13 protein-coding genes are annotated in these 15,576 nt (G+C 73.2%); 7 read left to right on the top strand and 6 right to left on the bottom strand.

Annotated features, from left to right (window positions below; all coding sequences use genetic code 11):
• The first annotated feature begins 79 nt into the window (after positions 1–79).
• From ACFV8H_RS06340 to ACFV8H_RS06325, 4 genes are all read left to right on the top strand, one after another.
• A complete protein-coding gene (locus ACFV8H_RS06340; protein ID WP_380396935.1) occupies positions 80–649 on the top strand; it encodes a GNAT family N-acetyltransferase in 570 nt (189 codons plus the stop codon).
• Between the two features lie 287 nt (positions 650–936).
• Entirely contained in the window at positions 937–1,512 is a 576-nt protein-coding gene (locus tag ACFV8H_RS06335) for a TetR/AcrR family transcriptional regulator (RefSeq protein ID WP_380396933.1), read from the top strand.
• A 372-nt stretch (positions 1,513–1,884) separates the two neighbouring features.
• Positions 1,885–5,301 carry a hypothetical protein gene (locus ACFV8H_RS06330; RefSeq protein WP_380396932.1) on the top strand — a complete coding sequence of 1,139 codons (3,417 nt, stop codon included), beginning with the start codon at positions 1,885–1,887 and terminating at the stop codon, positions 5,299–5,301.
• Between the two features lie 424 nt (positions 5,302–5,725).
• Positions 5,726–5,890, top strand: a complete 165-nt coding sequence (locus ACFV8H_RS06325; RefSeq protein ID WP_380396930.1) for a hypothetical protein — start codon at positions 5,726–5,728, stop codon at positions 5,888–5,890.
• Positions 5,891–6,022: 132 nt separating this feature from the next.
• On the opposite strand, the gene ACFV8H_RS06320 is transcribed toward ACFV8H_RS06325, so the two are convergent.
• The 6 genes from ACFV8H_RS06320 to ACFV8H_RS06295 form a co-directional block, all read right to left on the bottom strand.
• On the bottom strand, positions 6,023–6,940 hold the full coding sequence (locus ACFV8H_RS06320; protein WP_380396928.1) for a glutaminase: 918 nt from the start codon (positions 6,938–6,940) through the stop codon (positions 6,023–6,025).
• Positions 6,941–7,389: 449 nt separating this feature from the next.
• Positions 7,390–7,770, bottom strand: coding sequence for a hypothetical protein (locus ACFV8H_RS06315; protein ID WP_380397220.1), 381 nt, complete (start codon positions 7,768–7,770; stop codon positions 7,390–7,392).
• Between the two features lie 823 nt (positions 7,771–8,593).
• Positions 8,594–8,833, bottom strand: coding sequence for a hypothetical protein (locus ACFV8H_RS06310; RefSeq protein WP_380396927.1), 240 nt, complete (start codon positions 8,831–8,833; stop codon positions 8,594–8,596).
• A complete protein-coding gene (locus tag ACFV8H_RS06305) occupies positions 8,830–9,990 on the bottom strand; it encodes an anion permease (RefSeq protein WP_380396925.1) in 1,161 nt (386 codons plus the stop codon). Before ACFV8H_RS06305 ends, ACFV8H_RS06310 begins: the two co-directional genes overlap by 4 nt.
• Positions 9,991–10,261: 271 nt before the next feature.
• Positions 10,262–10,936, bottom strand: coding sequence for an SDR family oxidoreductase (locus tag ACFV8H_RS06300; RefSeq protein WP_380397218.1), 675 nt, complete (start codon positions 10,934–10,936; stop codon positions 10,262–10,264).
• Positions 10,831–11,694, bottom strand: a complete 864-nt coding sequence (locus ACFV8H_RS06295) for a hypothetical protein (protein ID WP_380396923.1) — start codon at positions 11,692–11,694, stop codon at positions 10,831–10,833. The genes ACFV8H_RS06300 and ACFV8H_RS06295 overlap by 106 nt, the downstream gene beginning before the upstream one ends.
• A gap of 233 nt (positions 11,695–11,927) precedes the next feature.
• Here ACFV8H_RS06295 and ACFV8H_RS06290 point away from each other — a divergent pair, with 233 nt between their 5' ends.
• The 3 genes from ACFV8H_RS06290 (at position 11,928) to ACFV8H_RS06280 (ending at position 15,465) form a co-directional block, all read left to right on the top strand.
• A complete protein-coding gene (locus tag ACFV8H_RS06290) occupies positions 11,928–12,908 on the top strand; it encodes a hypothetical protein (protein ID WP_380397216.1) in 981 nt (326 codons plus the stop codon).
• Between the two features lie 148 nt (positions 12,909–13,056).
• On the top strand, positions 13,057–14,541 hold the full coding sequence (locus ACFV8H_RS06285; protein WP_380396922.1) for an NF041680 family putative transposase: 1,485 nt from the start codon (positions 13,057–13,059) through the stop codon (positions 14,539–14,541).
• A gap of 66 nt (positions 14,542–14,607) precedes the next feature.
• Entirely contained in the window at positions 14,608–15,465 is an 858-nt protein-coding gene (locus ACFV8H_RS06280; RefSeq protein ID WP_380396920.1) for an IS5 family transposase, read from the top strand.
• Positions 15,466–15,576 lie beyond the last annotated feature (111 nt).

The following is a 15,576-nucleotide window of genomic DNA, read 5'->3' as shown; positions in this document are numbered from 1 at the left end:
TCTGGCGCGGAACCTGACCTCCAAACCCCGGGACGAAAACTCCCTGGACCGTCCGACCCGTCTCGGCCAAGATCCTCACGTGACCACCTACCTCGAGTCCGAGCGCCTGACCCTCCGCCCCTTCGCCGCCGCCGACGCGGACCTGCTGATCGAGCTGGACAGCGACCCGGCGGTGATGCGCTACCTGAACGGCGGCGCTCCGACCCCGCCGGAGGAGGTCCGCGACCTCGCCATCCCCAGCATCCTCGCCGGCTACGAACGCTGGAATCATGACCTCGGCCTGTTCGCCGCGCACGAGAAGGACGGCGGCGCGTTCGTCGGCTGGTTCTGCCTGCGTCCGCGGCGCAGCGGCCCGCGTGAGGAGGCCGAACTCGGCTATCGCCTGCGCCAGGCGGCCTGGGGCCGGGGCTACGCCACCGAAGTCTCGCAGGCGCTGCTGGCGAAGGGGTTCGCCGAGCTCGGCATCCGCATGGTCTGGGCCGAGACGATGACCGTGAACCGCCCTTCGCGTAACGTCATGGAGAAGCTCGGGATGACGCTCGCGGAGAACATCCCCACGCCGGACTTCATGATGGCGGTCGAGGGTTCCGAGCTCGGGGGTGTGCGGTACGAGATCACGAAGGAGCAGTGGGAGCGGCGGCAGGCGTAGGCGGCGCGCGGGTTCGCCGTGCCCGACCAGCCCGGGATCCGGCTGCACACCATCGAGGGCGATCGAGGACGTGTTCGCGTACGCCGAGGCCGAGGACGTCCACCGCCTGGCACCAGGAGCCGGCCTCGGCTGCGTGGTAGTCCAGGGTGGCGGGCTCGTGCGGCCACAGGAAGGGGAATTGCTCAGTCACGCAGACCTCGTGCCACCCGGACCGGAACTCTCGCACTCGGTTCAGGGCCCCAAAGAGATCTCCGCTAAACGCAAGAACTGTGCTTTAAAGTGGAGTCATGAGCCGCAAGCAGATGGTCCGCCCCGGCGGGCGCAGCGCCCGGGTCCAGGCCGCGGTGCACTCCGCCGTCCGCGAACTCCTGACCGAGGTGGGCCGGGACGCGCTCACCGTCCCCCTGGTCGCCCAGCGCGCCGAGGTCACCCCGTCGACGATCTACCGCCGCTGGGGCGACCTGGCCGAGCTGCTCTCGGACGTCGCCGTGGAACGCCTGCGCCCCGACGGCGCACCGGCCGACCACGGCGACCTGCGCGCCGACCTCACCGCCTGGGCCGAACAGTTCCTCGACGAGATGGCCTCCCCCTCGGGCCGCGCCTACACCCGCGACGCCCTGCTCGGCGACCCGGACGGCAGCAACGCCGGCCAGTGCTCCGCCTACGCGGCCGAACAGCTCGACGCCATCCTCACCCGCGCCACCGACCGCGGCGAACCCGCCCCCGACGTCGAGACGACCATGGACCGGGTCGTCGCCCCCCTGATGTACCGCATCCTCTTCCGCCCGTCCGGCCTCGACGCCACCTACGCCCAGCGCCTGGTGACCGACCTCCTCGACACCCCCGGGGCGGACCGCACCTGACCTGGCGCCCCCGGCCGGGGGGCACCCGACGTCCTCCGCCGCGTTCGCCGACCCTCGGGACAGCAGCCGAGCCACCACCCCGCACGTGGACGCGCACGGCGGCACCGTCCTGTTCGAGTCCACCAGCCGCAACCTGGTGGCGGGCCCGAGCGCCCCGCCCGCGCCAGCGGACCACCAGGTCTTCGCCAAGCGCCCGGCGCACTGACCCCGTCGACCACCTGAGCCCGTCCCGAACCCGGCCCCACCAGCCCCGCCCGCCCCGCCCGCCCCGCCCAGCGCCCGCCGCGCCCCCAGCACCCACCGCACCCACCGCGCCCGCCGCACCCGAAAACCGTGCGACGGCAGGGGCGGCAGGCAGGTTGAATGACGGGCATGTCCAGCGCACCGCAGACTCCCGCCGAAACCGTCGACCACCTCCTCGCCGAGCTCGATCCGCTCGCCCACCCGGCCCGGATGCGGCGGCTCGCCACCTGGACCAAGGAGCTGCGCCACGGCAACAACCCGGAGCAACTCCGCCCGCTGCTGGCCGAGTTGGACACGCGTGGCGCCTACGGTCGAGGACTGGCCGGAGTCGCCGCCACCATCGCCGAGGACGCCGCCTTCGTCGCCGCCCGGCTCACCGATCCCGACCCGGCCGTCAGCCGTCAGGCCTTGAAGGCCGCGCTCCACCTGCCCGTCCCGGACGAGGCGCTGGCCGCGGCGCTGGCCGACGCGCCGGCCGTGCTGCGCCGCCGGCTCACCACCCTGATCGTGGCCCACGGCCGCACCGAGCTGGCGGAGCGGCTGCTGCACTCCTTCCGACAGTCCTGGGGGGACGCGGCGGCCGCCAGGCTGCTGCCCGGCTGCGGGCCCGGGACCGTGGCCGAGCTCCTGCCCGGACTGTTCCCGGCCTTCACCAACTGGCACCAGCTGGCCCGCCGCCACCCCGACCTGCTGCTGGACGAACTGGCCCGGCAGCTCGACGAGTTGCCCGAGTCCCCCCGCACCGCCTGGTGGTACCGCAACGGGGACGCCCTGGCAGCCGTGGCCGGGAACCGGCCGGAGCGGGTGCTGGACCTGCTGGAACGCCACTGCCCCACCCGCCTGCCGGCGCCGGTGCAGCAGTGCCTGGGCCGGCTGCTGACCGCCGCGCCCGGCCGGACCATCCGACTGATCACCGTGCCCGAGCGGGCCGCCACCGCGTCGATCTCCCGCAGCGCGCTGACCCGGGCCGTCCGGCTCGACACGCCCGAGCTGGCGGACCTGGGCCGGGCCTGGAGCACCGCCCCGATGTGGCTCGCCCGGCTGCTGCGCGCCCTGCCGCCGTCCCGCCGCGAGGCGTTCTACGACCACGCCACCGCCGACCGGGACCAGGGCCACCACGACCTGTCCGAGGCCGTGCTCGACGCGCTGCCCCGCCGTCGGGCGCAGGCCGAGGCCCGGCGGATGGCCGAACAGGCCGCCGAGCGCGGCGCCGCGTGGTCCGTCGTGCTGGCCCACGTCGCCCACCTGCCGGTGGCCGAGGCCCGGCCCCGGCTGCTCGCGGCCACCCGCCGGCCCGCCGCGGAGGACCGGGCGCTGGCCTACCCGCTGCTGGTGCGCAACGCGGCCCGCTCGGGCGACGCGGCCGCGGTCGGGGAGCTGCTCGACGAGCTGGCGCGACTGCGCAACGAGCAGGACCCGGTCCGCTCCCCCGCCCTGGCCGCGCTGGCGGCCGTCCCGCCCGCGCTCCTCACCGGCGCGGCGGCCGACGCCCTCACCCGGATCGTCACCGACGCCGTCGAGGCCCGGGACACCTCCTGGCACACCCGCCAGGCACTCTCCGAGCTCGCCCTCGGGGTGCTGCGCGAGCACGCCACGAGCGGCGAACAGGCCCTGCTGGGCTGGGCCCTGGCCGCCCTGCGGCAGCTCTCCGGGGCGCTCGGCAGCATTCCGCTGGGCCGACTGGACACCACTCTGCGGCGCGGCCAGGAGGTCCAGGTCTTCGAGGCGCTGCGACCGTGGCTGACGGCCGGCGCGGACAAGGTTGACCACACCCTGACCTTCGCCCTGGCCGGGGCCCTCGGCCGACGCGCCCACCGCCTGCCCGAACTGCAGGAACTCCTCCGGGAAGCCGTCCAGTTCGGCGACAACGCGACCGTCCGGCAGGCCGTCGGCCACTGGCTCGCCGACCCGGCGACCCGGGGCGAGCGGGTGGCCCGGGTCCTGGACCTGGAGCCCTCGGCCGCCGTCCTGCCACAGGTGCTCGTCGTGCTGGCCCGACAGCGCACCGACCTGCTCGACACCGTGCTCGGCGCCACCCCGCCGTACGGGCGCTTCCTGGCGGCGGGGTCGCGCTGGCTGCCGCCGACCGACGGGATCGAGTGCTGGGTGCCCCGGCAACGCGCGGCCGCCGCACGCCTGTTGGCCGGGGCGGCGGACGACGCCTCGCTGCCCGTGCACACCCGGGCCGGGCACCTGCGCACCCTGGCGGCGATCCCCGAACTCGGCTTCGCCACCGTCCACCGGTACGCCGAGTCCCCGGACACCGTGCTCGCCGAGGCCGCGCTCGGGGCCCTGGTCCGGACGGACCGGCCCGCCGAGGCACTGCCGTTGCTGCTGGCCCACGCGGGCGACGACCGGGCCCGGGTCGCCCTGTACGCGGCCGGGCGGGCCGCCGGCTTCGTCACGCCCTCGCGACTGGCACCCGTGCTGCGGGCGACGCTGCTGCCCGGGCCCGCCGGCAGCGCCGGGACAGCCGTCGGCGGCGGGACGAAGGTCACCAGCCGCAAGGAACTGGTCCGCCTGGTCGCCCGCCTGCTGCCGTTGGACACCGCGCTCGCGCTCCTCACCGAGGTGCACGACCTGCCCGAACAGCACCGCGACGTACGGGCGGCCGCCGTGGCCGCCGCCGTCAAGCTGCTCCCCGCGCCCGCGGCCTGGCGGATGCTCGACGGCGCCGCGGCGGGCCCGCCCGTCGCCCGGTACGCGGTGCTGCGCACCCGCCCGCTGGACCTGCCCGCCGCCGACCGCCCCCGCTACGCCGCCCTGGTGAGCCGGGTGGCGAGCGGTGACGACCCGGAGACCGCCCAGGCCGCGCTCGACCTGCTGGTCTCCTGGGCGCCCTGGTACCCCGAGGCGGAGGACCTCCTGCTGGCGGGCACCGTCGACCTCGCCAACCGCTCCTCCTGGCGGTCCTCGGCGAGCGGCCTCGTGGTGCTGGCCACCGGCGGCACCGGCCGCCGACTGGCCGAGGCGCTGACGGCGCTGCTGGCGAGCGAGCACACAGCGGCGGACGAGCTGGACGCGACGCCTGACCGCGACCGGCCGGCCCGGCAACGGATCGACTTCCTGGCGACCCGACTCGGCGTGGGCGTGGGTGACCGCCCCACCGCGGCAGCCGTGGCAGCGGCCCGGGAGGCAGCCGAACTCCTGTCCACAGCCCCCGATTTCGCACCCCTCGCCCTCCACCTGCGGGCCGCCGCCCTGGACCTCGACGCGCCGTACGACCGCCTGCTCACCGAGCTCGACGCGCTGGCCACGCTCCACGCCGACCGCCCGCTACCCGCCGCCCGCACGGCCGAGGCCCTGCGCAACCGACTCAACGCCACCCGCCGCCCCGGCGACCCGGCGGTCCTGCACCGCGTGGTCGAACAACTCACCGCCCACGCCACCTGCGTCCACGGCCTGTTCGCCGTCGCCCTCACCCACGCCCTGGGCCCCCGCACCAACTGGCACCCCCACTGGCGCGCCACCCTCCGCACCCTGCGCCGCCACCCCCACCCGGACGTCCGCGAGGCCGCCCTGACGGTCCGGACGGCACCGGAGTAGCCCCACGGCCCGGCACGAGAGCCGTCACATTCCTGCGCCGGATCGTCAGCAGCGACTGAAAGCCCGCCGGCGCCAGCTGTCGAATGCCGGTGATGCGCACCGTAATTGATGGGCCGCCCGGCCCCTGATCGCGTCGCGTCACCGGCCTCTCGGTGCCCTTCCACCCACCCACCGTCGCGCGATCCCACGCAGATCGGGCATTCCGTGCCGATAGCAAGGGCAGCTGTCAGTGCTGCCGTCAATTCCCCACCCCGCCGGGCGCTCGCGTGGACCGGTGGCCGCCGGGCCTGGCCCCGGGCGGCAGCGCGATCACCGTGCGGATGCTGGGCCGCGGGCGGGATCGTGTCCACCGCCGCCGACTGAGCGGGCTTCGACCAGGCCCTGCTGTCCGTGCCGACTGCTGCCCGCCGCCCAGCTCGCCGAGATGAGGACCACCGTCCCCGAGGACCCGAAGGACCCGTCCGGGAACGGCTACGGGCTCGATCTGCGCAAGGCCGTCTTCCCCTGCGGCACCGTGTGGGGCCACGACGGCCAGGCCGCCGGCTACAGCAGCGTGGCCTACACCGACGCGGCCGGGCGGGGCCGGTGACCATCCTGGTCCCCACCATCTTCGGGCTGGCCGCCCCGCAGCGGCCGCCGCCGAACAGGCCCTGGCGCAGGCGGCAGTCTGCACCGCACTCGGTGAGCCGTACCACCGGGTGTAGCCCCGCAGACGCGGACCTCAGAAGACCGACCAGCCGGTGAGGGTGGTGAAGGCGTCGAGTGCGGCGAGTGCGGCGGTGGAGTTTCCGTGCGGGTCCAGGGCCGGGCCCCAGGCACACAGGGTGCAGCGGCCGGGGACGACGGCCAGGATGCCACCGCCGACGCCGCTCTTGGCGGGCAGGCCGACGCGGTGGGCGAACTCACCCGCCTCGTCGTAGGTTCCGCCGACGAGCATGACCGCGTTGACGCGCTTGGCCTCGCTGCGGGTGAGCAGGCGGGTGCCGTCGGCGCGCAGTCCGTGCCGGGCCAGGAAGCGTGCGGCCAGCGCGAGGGTCCGGCAGTTCATGGTGATCGAGCACTGCAGGTAGTAGTGGTGCAGGACGGTACGGACCCGGTTGGCGAGGCGGTCGTGGTCTGCGAGCAGGTGGGCGAGAGCGGCGTTGCGGTGGCCGTGACGGAGCTCGGACGCGGCGATGCCCCGGTCGAAGTCGACTCGCGGGTCACCGCTCTCGGCGCGCAGGAAGTCGCGCAGGGCCGAGCTGGCGTCGCCGGTCAGGTCCTGCAGGCGGTCGGTGACCACCAGGGCGCCGGCGTTGACGAAGGGATTGCGGGGCACGCCCCGGTCGCGCTCCAGCTGGGCGAGGGAGTTGAACGGGGAGCCGGACGGCTCCTTGCCGACCCTGGCCCACAGGCCTTCTCCGTCCGCCGCCAGCACCAGCGCCAGCGTGAAGACCTTGGACACGGACTGGATCGAGAACGGGGCCTCCCAGTCACCGACACCGTCGACGCCGCCCTGCCCACCGAGGTCGGCGACCGCGAAGCCGAACGCCGTCGGGTCGGCTGCCGCCAGGGCCGGGATGTATTCGGCGACCCTTCCCACCCCGGCAGCCGACCGGGCCGTGGCGGCGACCTCTTCGAGCACAGCACGGTAGTCCATGATCGCCCCCGCTCCGCCGCCCACGCCGTTGTCGGCAGCTCACCAAGAATGCGCTCGGCATCCGGGGACTGGAAGACCTCGGCGGCACACAGGGACGCAGTTGCTGTACGAGTTCTCGGCGTCACGGAAAGTCGCACACATGGAGCACTACCCCACCGGGCCGGCCGGACCCTGGGCATCCTGCCGCGCCGCCGACGGACAGGAGCATCCGCATGCCCGCCGCAGCCCGGGCATGCGGCCGCTTCAAGGTGGTTCATCGGCTGGTTCCGGTCAGCCCGTCGGTCGCCCGCCACACGTTTTTGGCCTTGGCCTCGTCCAGACCGGCTCTGCCGGGCCGACGCACCGTGGGGTGGCAGCCCTTGATGCTGCCGAGCCCGTCCGGGCCGATGTAGGCGTTGCCGGATAGGCGTTTTCCAACAACGTCTCCGCAGGGGCTCCGTGCTCCGACGTCATCCGTGCGGAACCGGTACCCGCTGGAGGAGGGACCGCAGCCCCTCGTGGGCCGGGGAGCCGGGAGGCGCGGTGTAGGCGATCAGTTGCTGGTCGGGCCGGGTGTCGACGGTGAACTGCTGGACATCGAGGGTCAGCGGGCCGGCCACCGGGTGGACGTAGGTCTTGCTGAGCTGCCGGGGGCCGCACACCCGATGGTCGGCCCACCACTTCCGGAAGTCCGCGTCACGGTTCATCAACTCACTTATCAATGAGGCGAGTTCACGATCCTCGGAGTGCCGCCCGGCCTCCATGCGCAGCGTGGCGACGCAGTCGCGCGCCGCGCGGGGCCAGTCCGCGTACAGGGCACGGTAGGCGTCGTAGAGGAAGGTGAGGCGGATCAGGTTGCGCTCCCGGTGGGCGAGTGCGCCGAAGTCGGTTCGACCTCTACGACAAGGAGCGGTACGTCGCCCCCGCCATCGCGAAACTGGCCGACTTCTTCGGCACCCACCTGGCCGCGGCCGGGTAGCCACACCCCGGGAGCCGACCGGCGGGCCGGCCGGTCGGTCGCGTTCATCCGCAGGCAGGCCTCCGTGCGCTCACGGCACCGCCGCACGCCTCCGGCGGCGCCAGCGTGCGGGATCGCAACGCATGCCCGTCCTCCGCGCCGCAGTCGCTCGCGCACCCCGCGTGGCGGGAGTGGTGTTGGCCGGACTCGGCCTGGCGGTCGGACTCTCGGCCTCACCCGCCGTAGCGGCGACCGAAGGCGGCTGGATCAACGAGGGCGGCCCCGCGCGGTCCCCGTGCTCTCTGACACGACAACGGGACCTACGAGGCCACCCGCGGCGAGGACGACCGGATCTGGTGGCGGCACGGCGACGGCACCTGGCGGCAGATGCCGGGCAACGCCCGCACCCGCCTCCCGCCCACGCTGGCGGTCGGCGACGTGGACGCCCGTACCCAGCGCCTGGTCATGTTCCGCGTCGGCGACGACGGCCACGCCTACTACAACCTCCTCTTGGACCGGAACTCCAACCGGTGGTCCGGCTGGAACAGGGTCCCCGGCTCCCTGTACCTCACTTCCGGCCCGACTGGGATGCCGAACAGGAGTTCTACGTCTCACGGAGCCTGATGAACACGCTTCGCGTCGCCCGCATCCGCCCGGGCGACGGCCGGAACACCCGCTACACCGAACTGCCCGGCGACGGCCTGGGCGTCGGGCGGTCAGCGGTGGTTGACGATGACGGAGATGCCCCAGCCGATCGCCGCAAGCACCACCGCGAAGACCAGTCCGGCCAGGGCGTAGCCGACCGCCCCGGCGGTGGGCCGGTCGGCCGAACCCTCCGCACGGGTCGGATTGAGCAGGCGCAGGCCGAGGGCGAACAGCGCGGGCAGGCCGGCGCCGGTGAGCAGCCCCACCACGACGATCCGCCACAGCGCGTCCAGGTTGACCCAGGAGTTCACGGGCCCACCTCGTCCTTGGCCTTGACCGGCTCCGGGGCCACCGAACCGGTCCATGCGGCATTGACGTTCTCCGGCGTCACCGGCGGGTAGCGGGAGGCGGCGAAGAAGGCGGTCGACGCCAGCACCAGCACGACGAGGATCACCACCACCCCGGCCGTTCCGCCGATCCCGTTCGCGACCCAGTAGGCCACCGCGCCGGCCGCCGCGGCGGCCGGGAGGGTGAGCAGCCAGGCCGTGGCCATCCGGCGGGCCAGCTGCCAACGAACCGCCGCGCCCCTCCGGCCGATCCCCGAGCCCAGGATCGACCCGGTGGCCACGTGCGTGGTGGACAGCGAGTAGCCGAAGTCGGTGGAGCAGAGGATCACGGCGGCCGAGGCCGACTCGGCGGCCATCCCCTGCGGCGGTTCGATCTCCACCAGCCCCTTGCCCAGCGCGCGGATCACCCGCCAGCCGCCGACGTAGGTGCCCAGGGCGATCGCCACCGCGCAGGAGACGACCACCCAGTCCGGTGCCCGCGCTCCGGTCGGCAGGGTGCCATTGGCGATCAGGGCCAGGGTGATGGCGCCCATGGTCTTCTGCGCGTCGTTGGTGCCGTGGGCGAGCGAGACCATCGAGGCCGAGCCGATCTGGCCCAGCCGGAACCCGCGCCCGCGCGGGCCCTCGGGCACGCCACGGGTGAGGCGGTAGACCAGAAGGGTGCCGGCCACGGCCACCCCGCCGGCGATGAACGGCGACAGCGCGGCGGGCACGACCACCTTGGAGACCAGCCCCTGCCATTTGACCGCCGAGACCCCGGCCGCCGCCACCGTCGCCCCGACCACCCCGCCGATCAGCGCGTGCGAGGAACTGGAGGGGATCCCGAGGAACCAGGTGGCCAGATTCCACAGGATGCTGCCTGTCAGACCGGCGCACACCACTGTCAGGGTCACCTGCCCGCTGGCGACCAGGCCGTTGGCGATGGTCGCCGCCACAGCGGTCGACAGGAACGCGCCGACCAGGTTCAGCACCGCCGACACCGCGACCGCGACGCGCGGCGGGAGCGCGCCGGTGACGATCGAGGTCGCCATCGCGTTGCCGGTGTCGTGGAAGCCGTTGGTGAAGTCGAAGCCCAGCGCCGTGACCACCATCAACGCCAGGACCGCGTCGTTGCCGGTCACGGGCCCGAACCTAACCCGCGCACCGGGACCCGCCCGGTCCGCCGACGACCCGGCACGCCGAACGGCGAACAGCCGCCATCCGGTCGGGCCAACATCGCGCGGCCATACCGCCTCACCTGCTGTACGGGCCCTGCTCCCGGATCGGAGCCGGTGAGCCCTCTCCCGTTGCCGTCTCGCCCCGGGAGGCCACCGACCGGCTGGCCGTCCGGTGGCCGTCCCGGTCTGCCACGGGGGTGTTCCACCCCAATACCCAGCCACGCCCCTCAGGTCATCAGCGCATGTGTGTCCCGCCGTTGATGTCGAAGGTGGCGCCGGTGACGAAGCCGGAGTCCTCGCCCGCCAGGTAGGCCACGAGGGCGGCGACCTCCTCCGGCCTGCCCAGGCGTCCGACGGGGATGCCCTTCGCCGCCTCGGCCACCGCCGCGGCGCCGAGTTCGTCCACGGCCGGAGTGAGGACGGCCGAAGGCGCGACGGCGTTGACGGTGACCCCGTAGGGGGCCAGTTCCCGGGCGAAGACCTTGGTGAGCGCCAGGACGCCGGCCTTGGCCGCGGAGTAGTGCGCGCCGGCGAGCGTCCCGCCCTGCTGGCCCGCCAGGGAGGACAGGTTGATGACGCGACCCCAGCCGCGTTGCCGCATCGGCGCCGCGCAGAGCCGGGTCAGCACGAGGACGCTGCGGAGGTTGGTCGTCATGACGGCGTCCCACTCGTCCAGTGCGATGTCCCAGACCGATCCCGGCACGGTGCGGGCGGCGTTGTTGACCAGGATGTCGGGCGCGTGCCACCTGCCCTCGACCTCCCCCAGCGCCGCTTCCACCGCCGCGGTGTCGTCCACGTCGACGGTCAGCGCCAGCGCGCTGCCCAGCCCGGGGTCGAGCCCTCGGGCGACTTCGGCCACGGCGTCTCCGTCGCGCTCGAGCAAGGCGACCCGCAGCCCAATCGCGTGCAGTCGGGTGGCGATCGCCGCGCCGAGGCCGCGCCCCGCGCCGGTGACCAGGGCCACCCGCGGTGCTCCCGAACCGGGCCTGTCGCCGGCGGCGCCCACGCCGCCGGTTGCTGTCTCGGACACGCGAGGGTGTAGAGGCTGGGCAGGTCGTCCTGGCGGACCGCGGCGAGCCATTCCAGGAGCCGTTCGCCCTGGCGTTCCGTCAGCATGACGGCGAAGGTGAGGACGTGCCGGGTCAGGACGTCCAGCTCGGGGCAGCCGGCCAGGACCGTCTTGAGCTGGAGCTGCTCGACCCCGGAGAGCGCCGTGGGCCGCCGGAAGATCCAGCCGGCGACGGTACGGGGCGACGGCGGCTGGGCGGTCACCGGCCGTGGCGAGGTCCGCTTCTGCCGCAGGTAGGCATTGACGCGCTGGTAGCTGCCCTTGCAGCCGAGCGGGACGATCTCCTCCCAGAGCTTCCAGGCATTGGTGCAGCCGTCGTTCCAGCGGTCGTCGAGGTAGGGCTTGTAGTCGTCGAGGACGGATGGGCGGTTCTGCCACTGACCCTGGAAGAGCTCCTCCGGGTTCGCGGCGTCGGCCAGGGCCTTGACCGTGCGGTAGGTCATGCCGAGCTGCCGTTGGACGGCGCGTCTGCCGTGGCCCGCGGCAAGCAGGGTGTGCACCTCGGCGTGACGGGCCCGGGTCCGGTCGGCGAACCGGAAGCCCGTTGGCCAGGGCTGGTCCACGTTCTCCTCTTGGGCCAGGAACTGCATCTTGCGCATCGACGGCTCTGAGCTTGTCGTTTAACGTCCAGCTACGAACTGGTGAGCCTGACGATCACGCGTTCGCGCGGTCCGTTCGGGGAAGCACCGCGTTCCCGAGCGGTGCCAGGGAAGTACCGTGCCATCGATGTCGGTCCGTTCGGGCATGATCTGCTCCAATCGGACTCGACGGCGGAAGACAGGGCATGAGCGACTGGCGGACTGACCCGACATACGCGATGTGCCGGGCCTTGGTGAATGGGGCGGAGCTGTCCTCGTTCGCGGACGGGCCGTTCGACGTGCGCGCGGTGGCGGCTGCGGTCCGGCCCGAGGCCAAGGACAGATTCCTGCTCGACGAAGTCCCCTGGGAGAACTTCCCGCAGGGGGACCATGTCCGGGAGGCCGTCTGCCTGCTCCGCGCCGGTGGGTCGCCCGTCCCCGCTGGCGCGGGTGTGGTGAGCGGCATGTGCGCCAACGACATGCGGGCGGCTGCCGCACTCGCCGTTGCGTTCCTGATCCGGATCGCCGCCGACCCACACCACCCCCACCGCATCGCCGCGCTCGCCGAGGTACCCGCCCCGGCCCGCGCCCGCTACTTCGGAGTCGCCTCCCGCGCCGAACTGCTGCTCCACCGCGCTGGGCCTCGGCAGGACGACTACGACGACTACGGCTCCGAGGTGACCGGCTACCCGGCGGGCTGGTCGGTCGCCGCGGCCCGGGCCACGATCACCGCCGACGCCGCCCTCCTCCTGCCCCTCCTGCACGACCCCGTCCCGGCGACCCGGATCCGTGCCGCCTACGCCCTGGCCACCGTCACCGACCTCGACGGCACGGTCCGCACCGCCCTCCGCGCCCGGTTCGCCGCCGAGCCGGCCTCGGACGTCTGTGCCGCACTGCTCCTCGCCACCGCCGAAATCACCCGTGCCCGCCCCCACTCGCCGACCACTGTCCTGCTGCGCGAGTACTGGCAGGACCACACCCGAGCCCCCGAAGTCCGGCTGGCCGCCGCGATCGGATGGCTCTGCCTCACCGACGAAACCGCTCCCGACGACCTGCGCGCAGCCGTCGACCGCCTTGCCACCGACGAGCGCGCCCGCACCATGGACGACCTGCCCTGGATGGCCGCCGCTGGCGGATCCGGCGAGACGGGGCTGCGGCGCTGCCTGCGTACGATGCTCCACCCCGAACAGCCTGACCCGATGGAGTACGACGACCCGTGGGCCCCGCTACCCTGACGGCGAGAGCAGATGCTCACCTACGTTCGGCGTCGAACAAGCGGACCCGGTGATCACTCGTTCGGGTGTCTCCGGGACGTGGGCATAGCCTTCACGTGATCCTGAACTCGGCTTAAGAGGTACAGGACTTGACGCGAAGGCCGCAGTGATGAGTGTGGTGCAGCAGGGTATGCGGGGCGAGCCGTTCGCGGAACTGTCACGCTTCCGGGGGGTCTTCTACAACTGCCTGACCGTGCGGCGCGACGCGCTGTTCGAGCTGACGGACGCGGTGCTGTGCAGCGACGGGCCAGTGAAGACCCTGGTCGGCCTGGCGCTCGCACCTGAGCACCGGCGTGGGCACGGTGCCCTGTACGGTGCGCTGAACCGGGGTCGGGTGGACGTCGATCGACTGCGGTTGGAGCTGGCCGGCCTGCCACTGCCGCGGGCCGCGGACGGCCGCCTGGTGCTGGCGGTGGACGTCTCGCCGTGGCTGCGGCCGGACGCGCAGACATGCCCGGATCGCTCGTTCTGCCACACCTTCGGCCGCGGTGACGCCAAGCACCAGATGGTCCCGGGCTGGCCGTACTCCTTCGTGGTCGCGCTGGAGACCGGGCGAACGTCGTGGACGGCGGTGCTGGACGTGGTGCGGCTGGAGCCCGGCGCCGACGTCGCGGCTATCACCGCCGCCCAACTCCGCGACGTGGTGGCCCGGTTGATCGGCGCGGGGCAGTGGACGGCGGGCGATCCGGAGGTGCTGGTGGTGATGGACGCCGGCTACGACGCCCCGCGGATCGCGCACCTACTTGGCGACCTGCCGGTGCAGGTCCTCGGTCGGCTCCGCTCGGACCGGGTGATGCGCCGCCCGGCGCCCAGCCGCGCCGAGTTCGCGGCGGCGAACCCGGCCGGTGGCCGGCCGCCCAAGCACGGCGGCGAGTTCGTGTTCGGCGACCCCGCCACCTGGGGCGAGGAGCGGGTGGTCACCAGCACCGCGACCCGCCGCTACGGCACCGCCACTGTCCGGGCCTGGGACCGGCTCCACCCGAGGCTGACCCGCCGCGCGGCCTGGCTGGACCACGACGGCGAACTGCCGCTCCTCGAAGGCACGGTGATCCGGCTCGCTGTCGAGACGCTGCCCAGCGGCGGGGTGAACCGGCCGGTCTGGCTCTGGTGGTCGCGCACCGGCGCCAGCCCGGCTGACGTGGACCGCTGCTGGCAGTCGTTCCTCCGTCGCTTCGACCTGGAGCACACCTTTCGCCTGTTCAAGCAGACCCTCGGTTGGACCCGCCCGCGCCTGCGCGACTCGGCCGCGGCCGATCGCTGGACCTGGCTGGTGATCGCCGCTCATACCCAGCTCCGCCTCGCCCGCCCGCTTGTCGCCGACCTCCGCCACCCCTGGGAGAAGCCAGCGGAACCGAACAAGCTCACCCCCGCCCGCGTCCGGCGCGGGTTCCGGAACCTGCACACGAAGGCCCCCTCACCAGCGCGTGCGCCGAAACCGACCCGCCCCGGCCCGGGTCGGCCGCCCGGTTCAAAGAACCAGCGGCCCGCCGCCCGCTACGAGGTCGGCAGAGTCCTGGCCACCGGAGAGGCGTACGCCCGGCCCGCGCACCACAAGAAGGGCACCAAACCCCGACGAACCACCACAAAAGGTTAAACGACAAGCTGAGACCGTGTTTGAGATCTGCCGTTCCCCGGGGCTGGCGGAGTCGTTGAGCATCCTGTGAGCGGTGTTGGGGGTGGGTATCCGTCGGACCTGACGGATGAGCAGTGGGCGCTGGTGGAACCGTTGCTGCCGCACGCGCGAGTGGGGCCGAAGGGTGGGCGGCGGGAGAAGCATCCGCGGAGGCGGATCGTGGATGCAGTCTTCTACGTGGTGCGGACCGGGTGCGCCTGGCGGCAACTGCCGAAGGACTTCGCACCGTGGCCTACCGTGTACTGGTACTTCACCTGGTGGCACGACGATGGCACGGTCGAGCGGATCCACGATGCCCTCAGGGACCAGGTCCGTGCAGCCGATGGCCGCAACGCCGATCCGAGCGCGGGGCTGATCGACTCGCAGTCCGTCCGCACCGCCGACACCGTCCCGGCCACCACCAGGGGCTTCGACGCGGGCAAGAAGGTCAAGGGCCGCAAGCGGTTCATCGTCACCGACACCCTCGGCCTTCTCCTAGCCGTCCATGTCGTCGCGGCGAACATCCAGGACCGCGACGGCGCGAGGCGCCCGTTGCTGTGGACCCGCCTCGACCACCCAAGCGTCCAGAAGATCTGGGCCGATCAGGGCTTCGCCGGCCGCCTGGTCGACTGGGTCGCGCAAATCCTCGGCCGTGACCTGGAGATCGTCCGCAAGGACCCCGGTCAGCGCGGCTTCCATGTCCAGCCGAAGCGGTGGGCGGTAGAGCGCACGCTGTCGTGGCTCACCGCCCACCGGCGCCTGGCGAAGGACTACGAGACCAGCCCTGCTCACTCGGAGACTATGATCCGTTGGGCGATGGTTGGCATCATGCTTCGGCGGCTCACCCGCAAAGGGCCGGCGTCACGGCCTGGTCCCAGGCCGCTCACCCGTGTCTGTGCGAGATGACCAGAGGCGCAGACTAACTGATCGTTTCAGAATGACTTTCGAAGGCGCCGGAGGCAGATGATGCTGCAGGCGAGGTCGAGTAGTCCCTGGTGGAGATCGGCGCGTCGCTCG

The sequence above is a fragment of the Kitasatospora sp. NPDC059827 genome, assembly GCF_042731675.1.
GTDB lineage: Bacteria > Actinomycetota > Actinomycetes > Streptomycetales > Streptomycetaceae > Kitasatospora.
This window is presented reverse-complemented; position numbering and strand designations above follow the sequence as displayed.

Excerpts from the sequence above, each read along its gene's own strand:
- ACFV8H_RS06330 (WP_380396932.1), top strand. The coding sequence starts at position 1,885 with ATGTCCAGCGCACCGCAGACTCCCGCCGAAACCGTCGACCACCTCCTC.
- ACFV8H_RS06320 (WP_380396928.1), bottom strand. The coding sequence starts at position 6,940 with ATGGACTACCGTGCTGTGCTCGAAGAGGTCGCCGCCACGGCCCGGTCG.
- ACFV8H_RS06295 (WP_380396923.1), bottom strand. The coding sequence starts at position 11,694 with ATGCGCAAGATGCAGTTCCTGGCCCAAGAGGAGAACGTGGACCAGCCC.
- ACFV8H_RS06285 (WP_380396922.1), top strand. The coding sequence starts at position 13,057 with ATGAGTGTGGTGCAGCAGGGTATGCGGGGCGAGCCGTTCGCGGAACTG.
- ACFV8H_RS06335 (WP_380396933.1), top strand. The coding sequence starts at position 937 with ATGAGCCGCAAGCAGATGGTCCGCCCCGGCGGGCGCAGCGCCCGGGTC.
- ACFV8H_RS06325 (WP_380396930.1), top strand. The coding sequence starts at position 5,726 with ATGAGGACCACCGTCCCCGAGGACCCGAAGGACCCGTCCGGGAACGGC.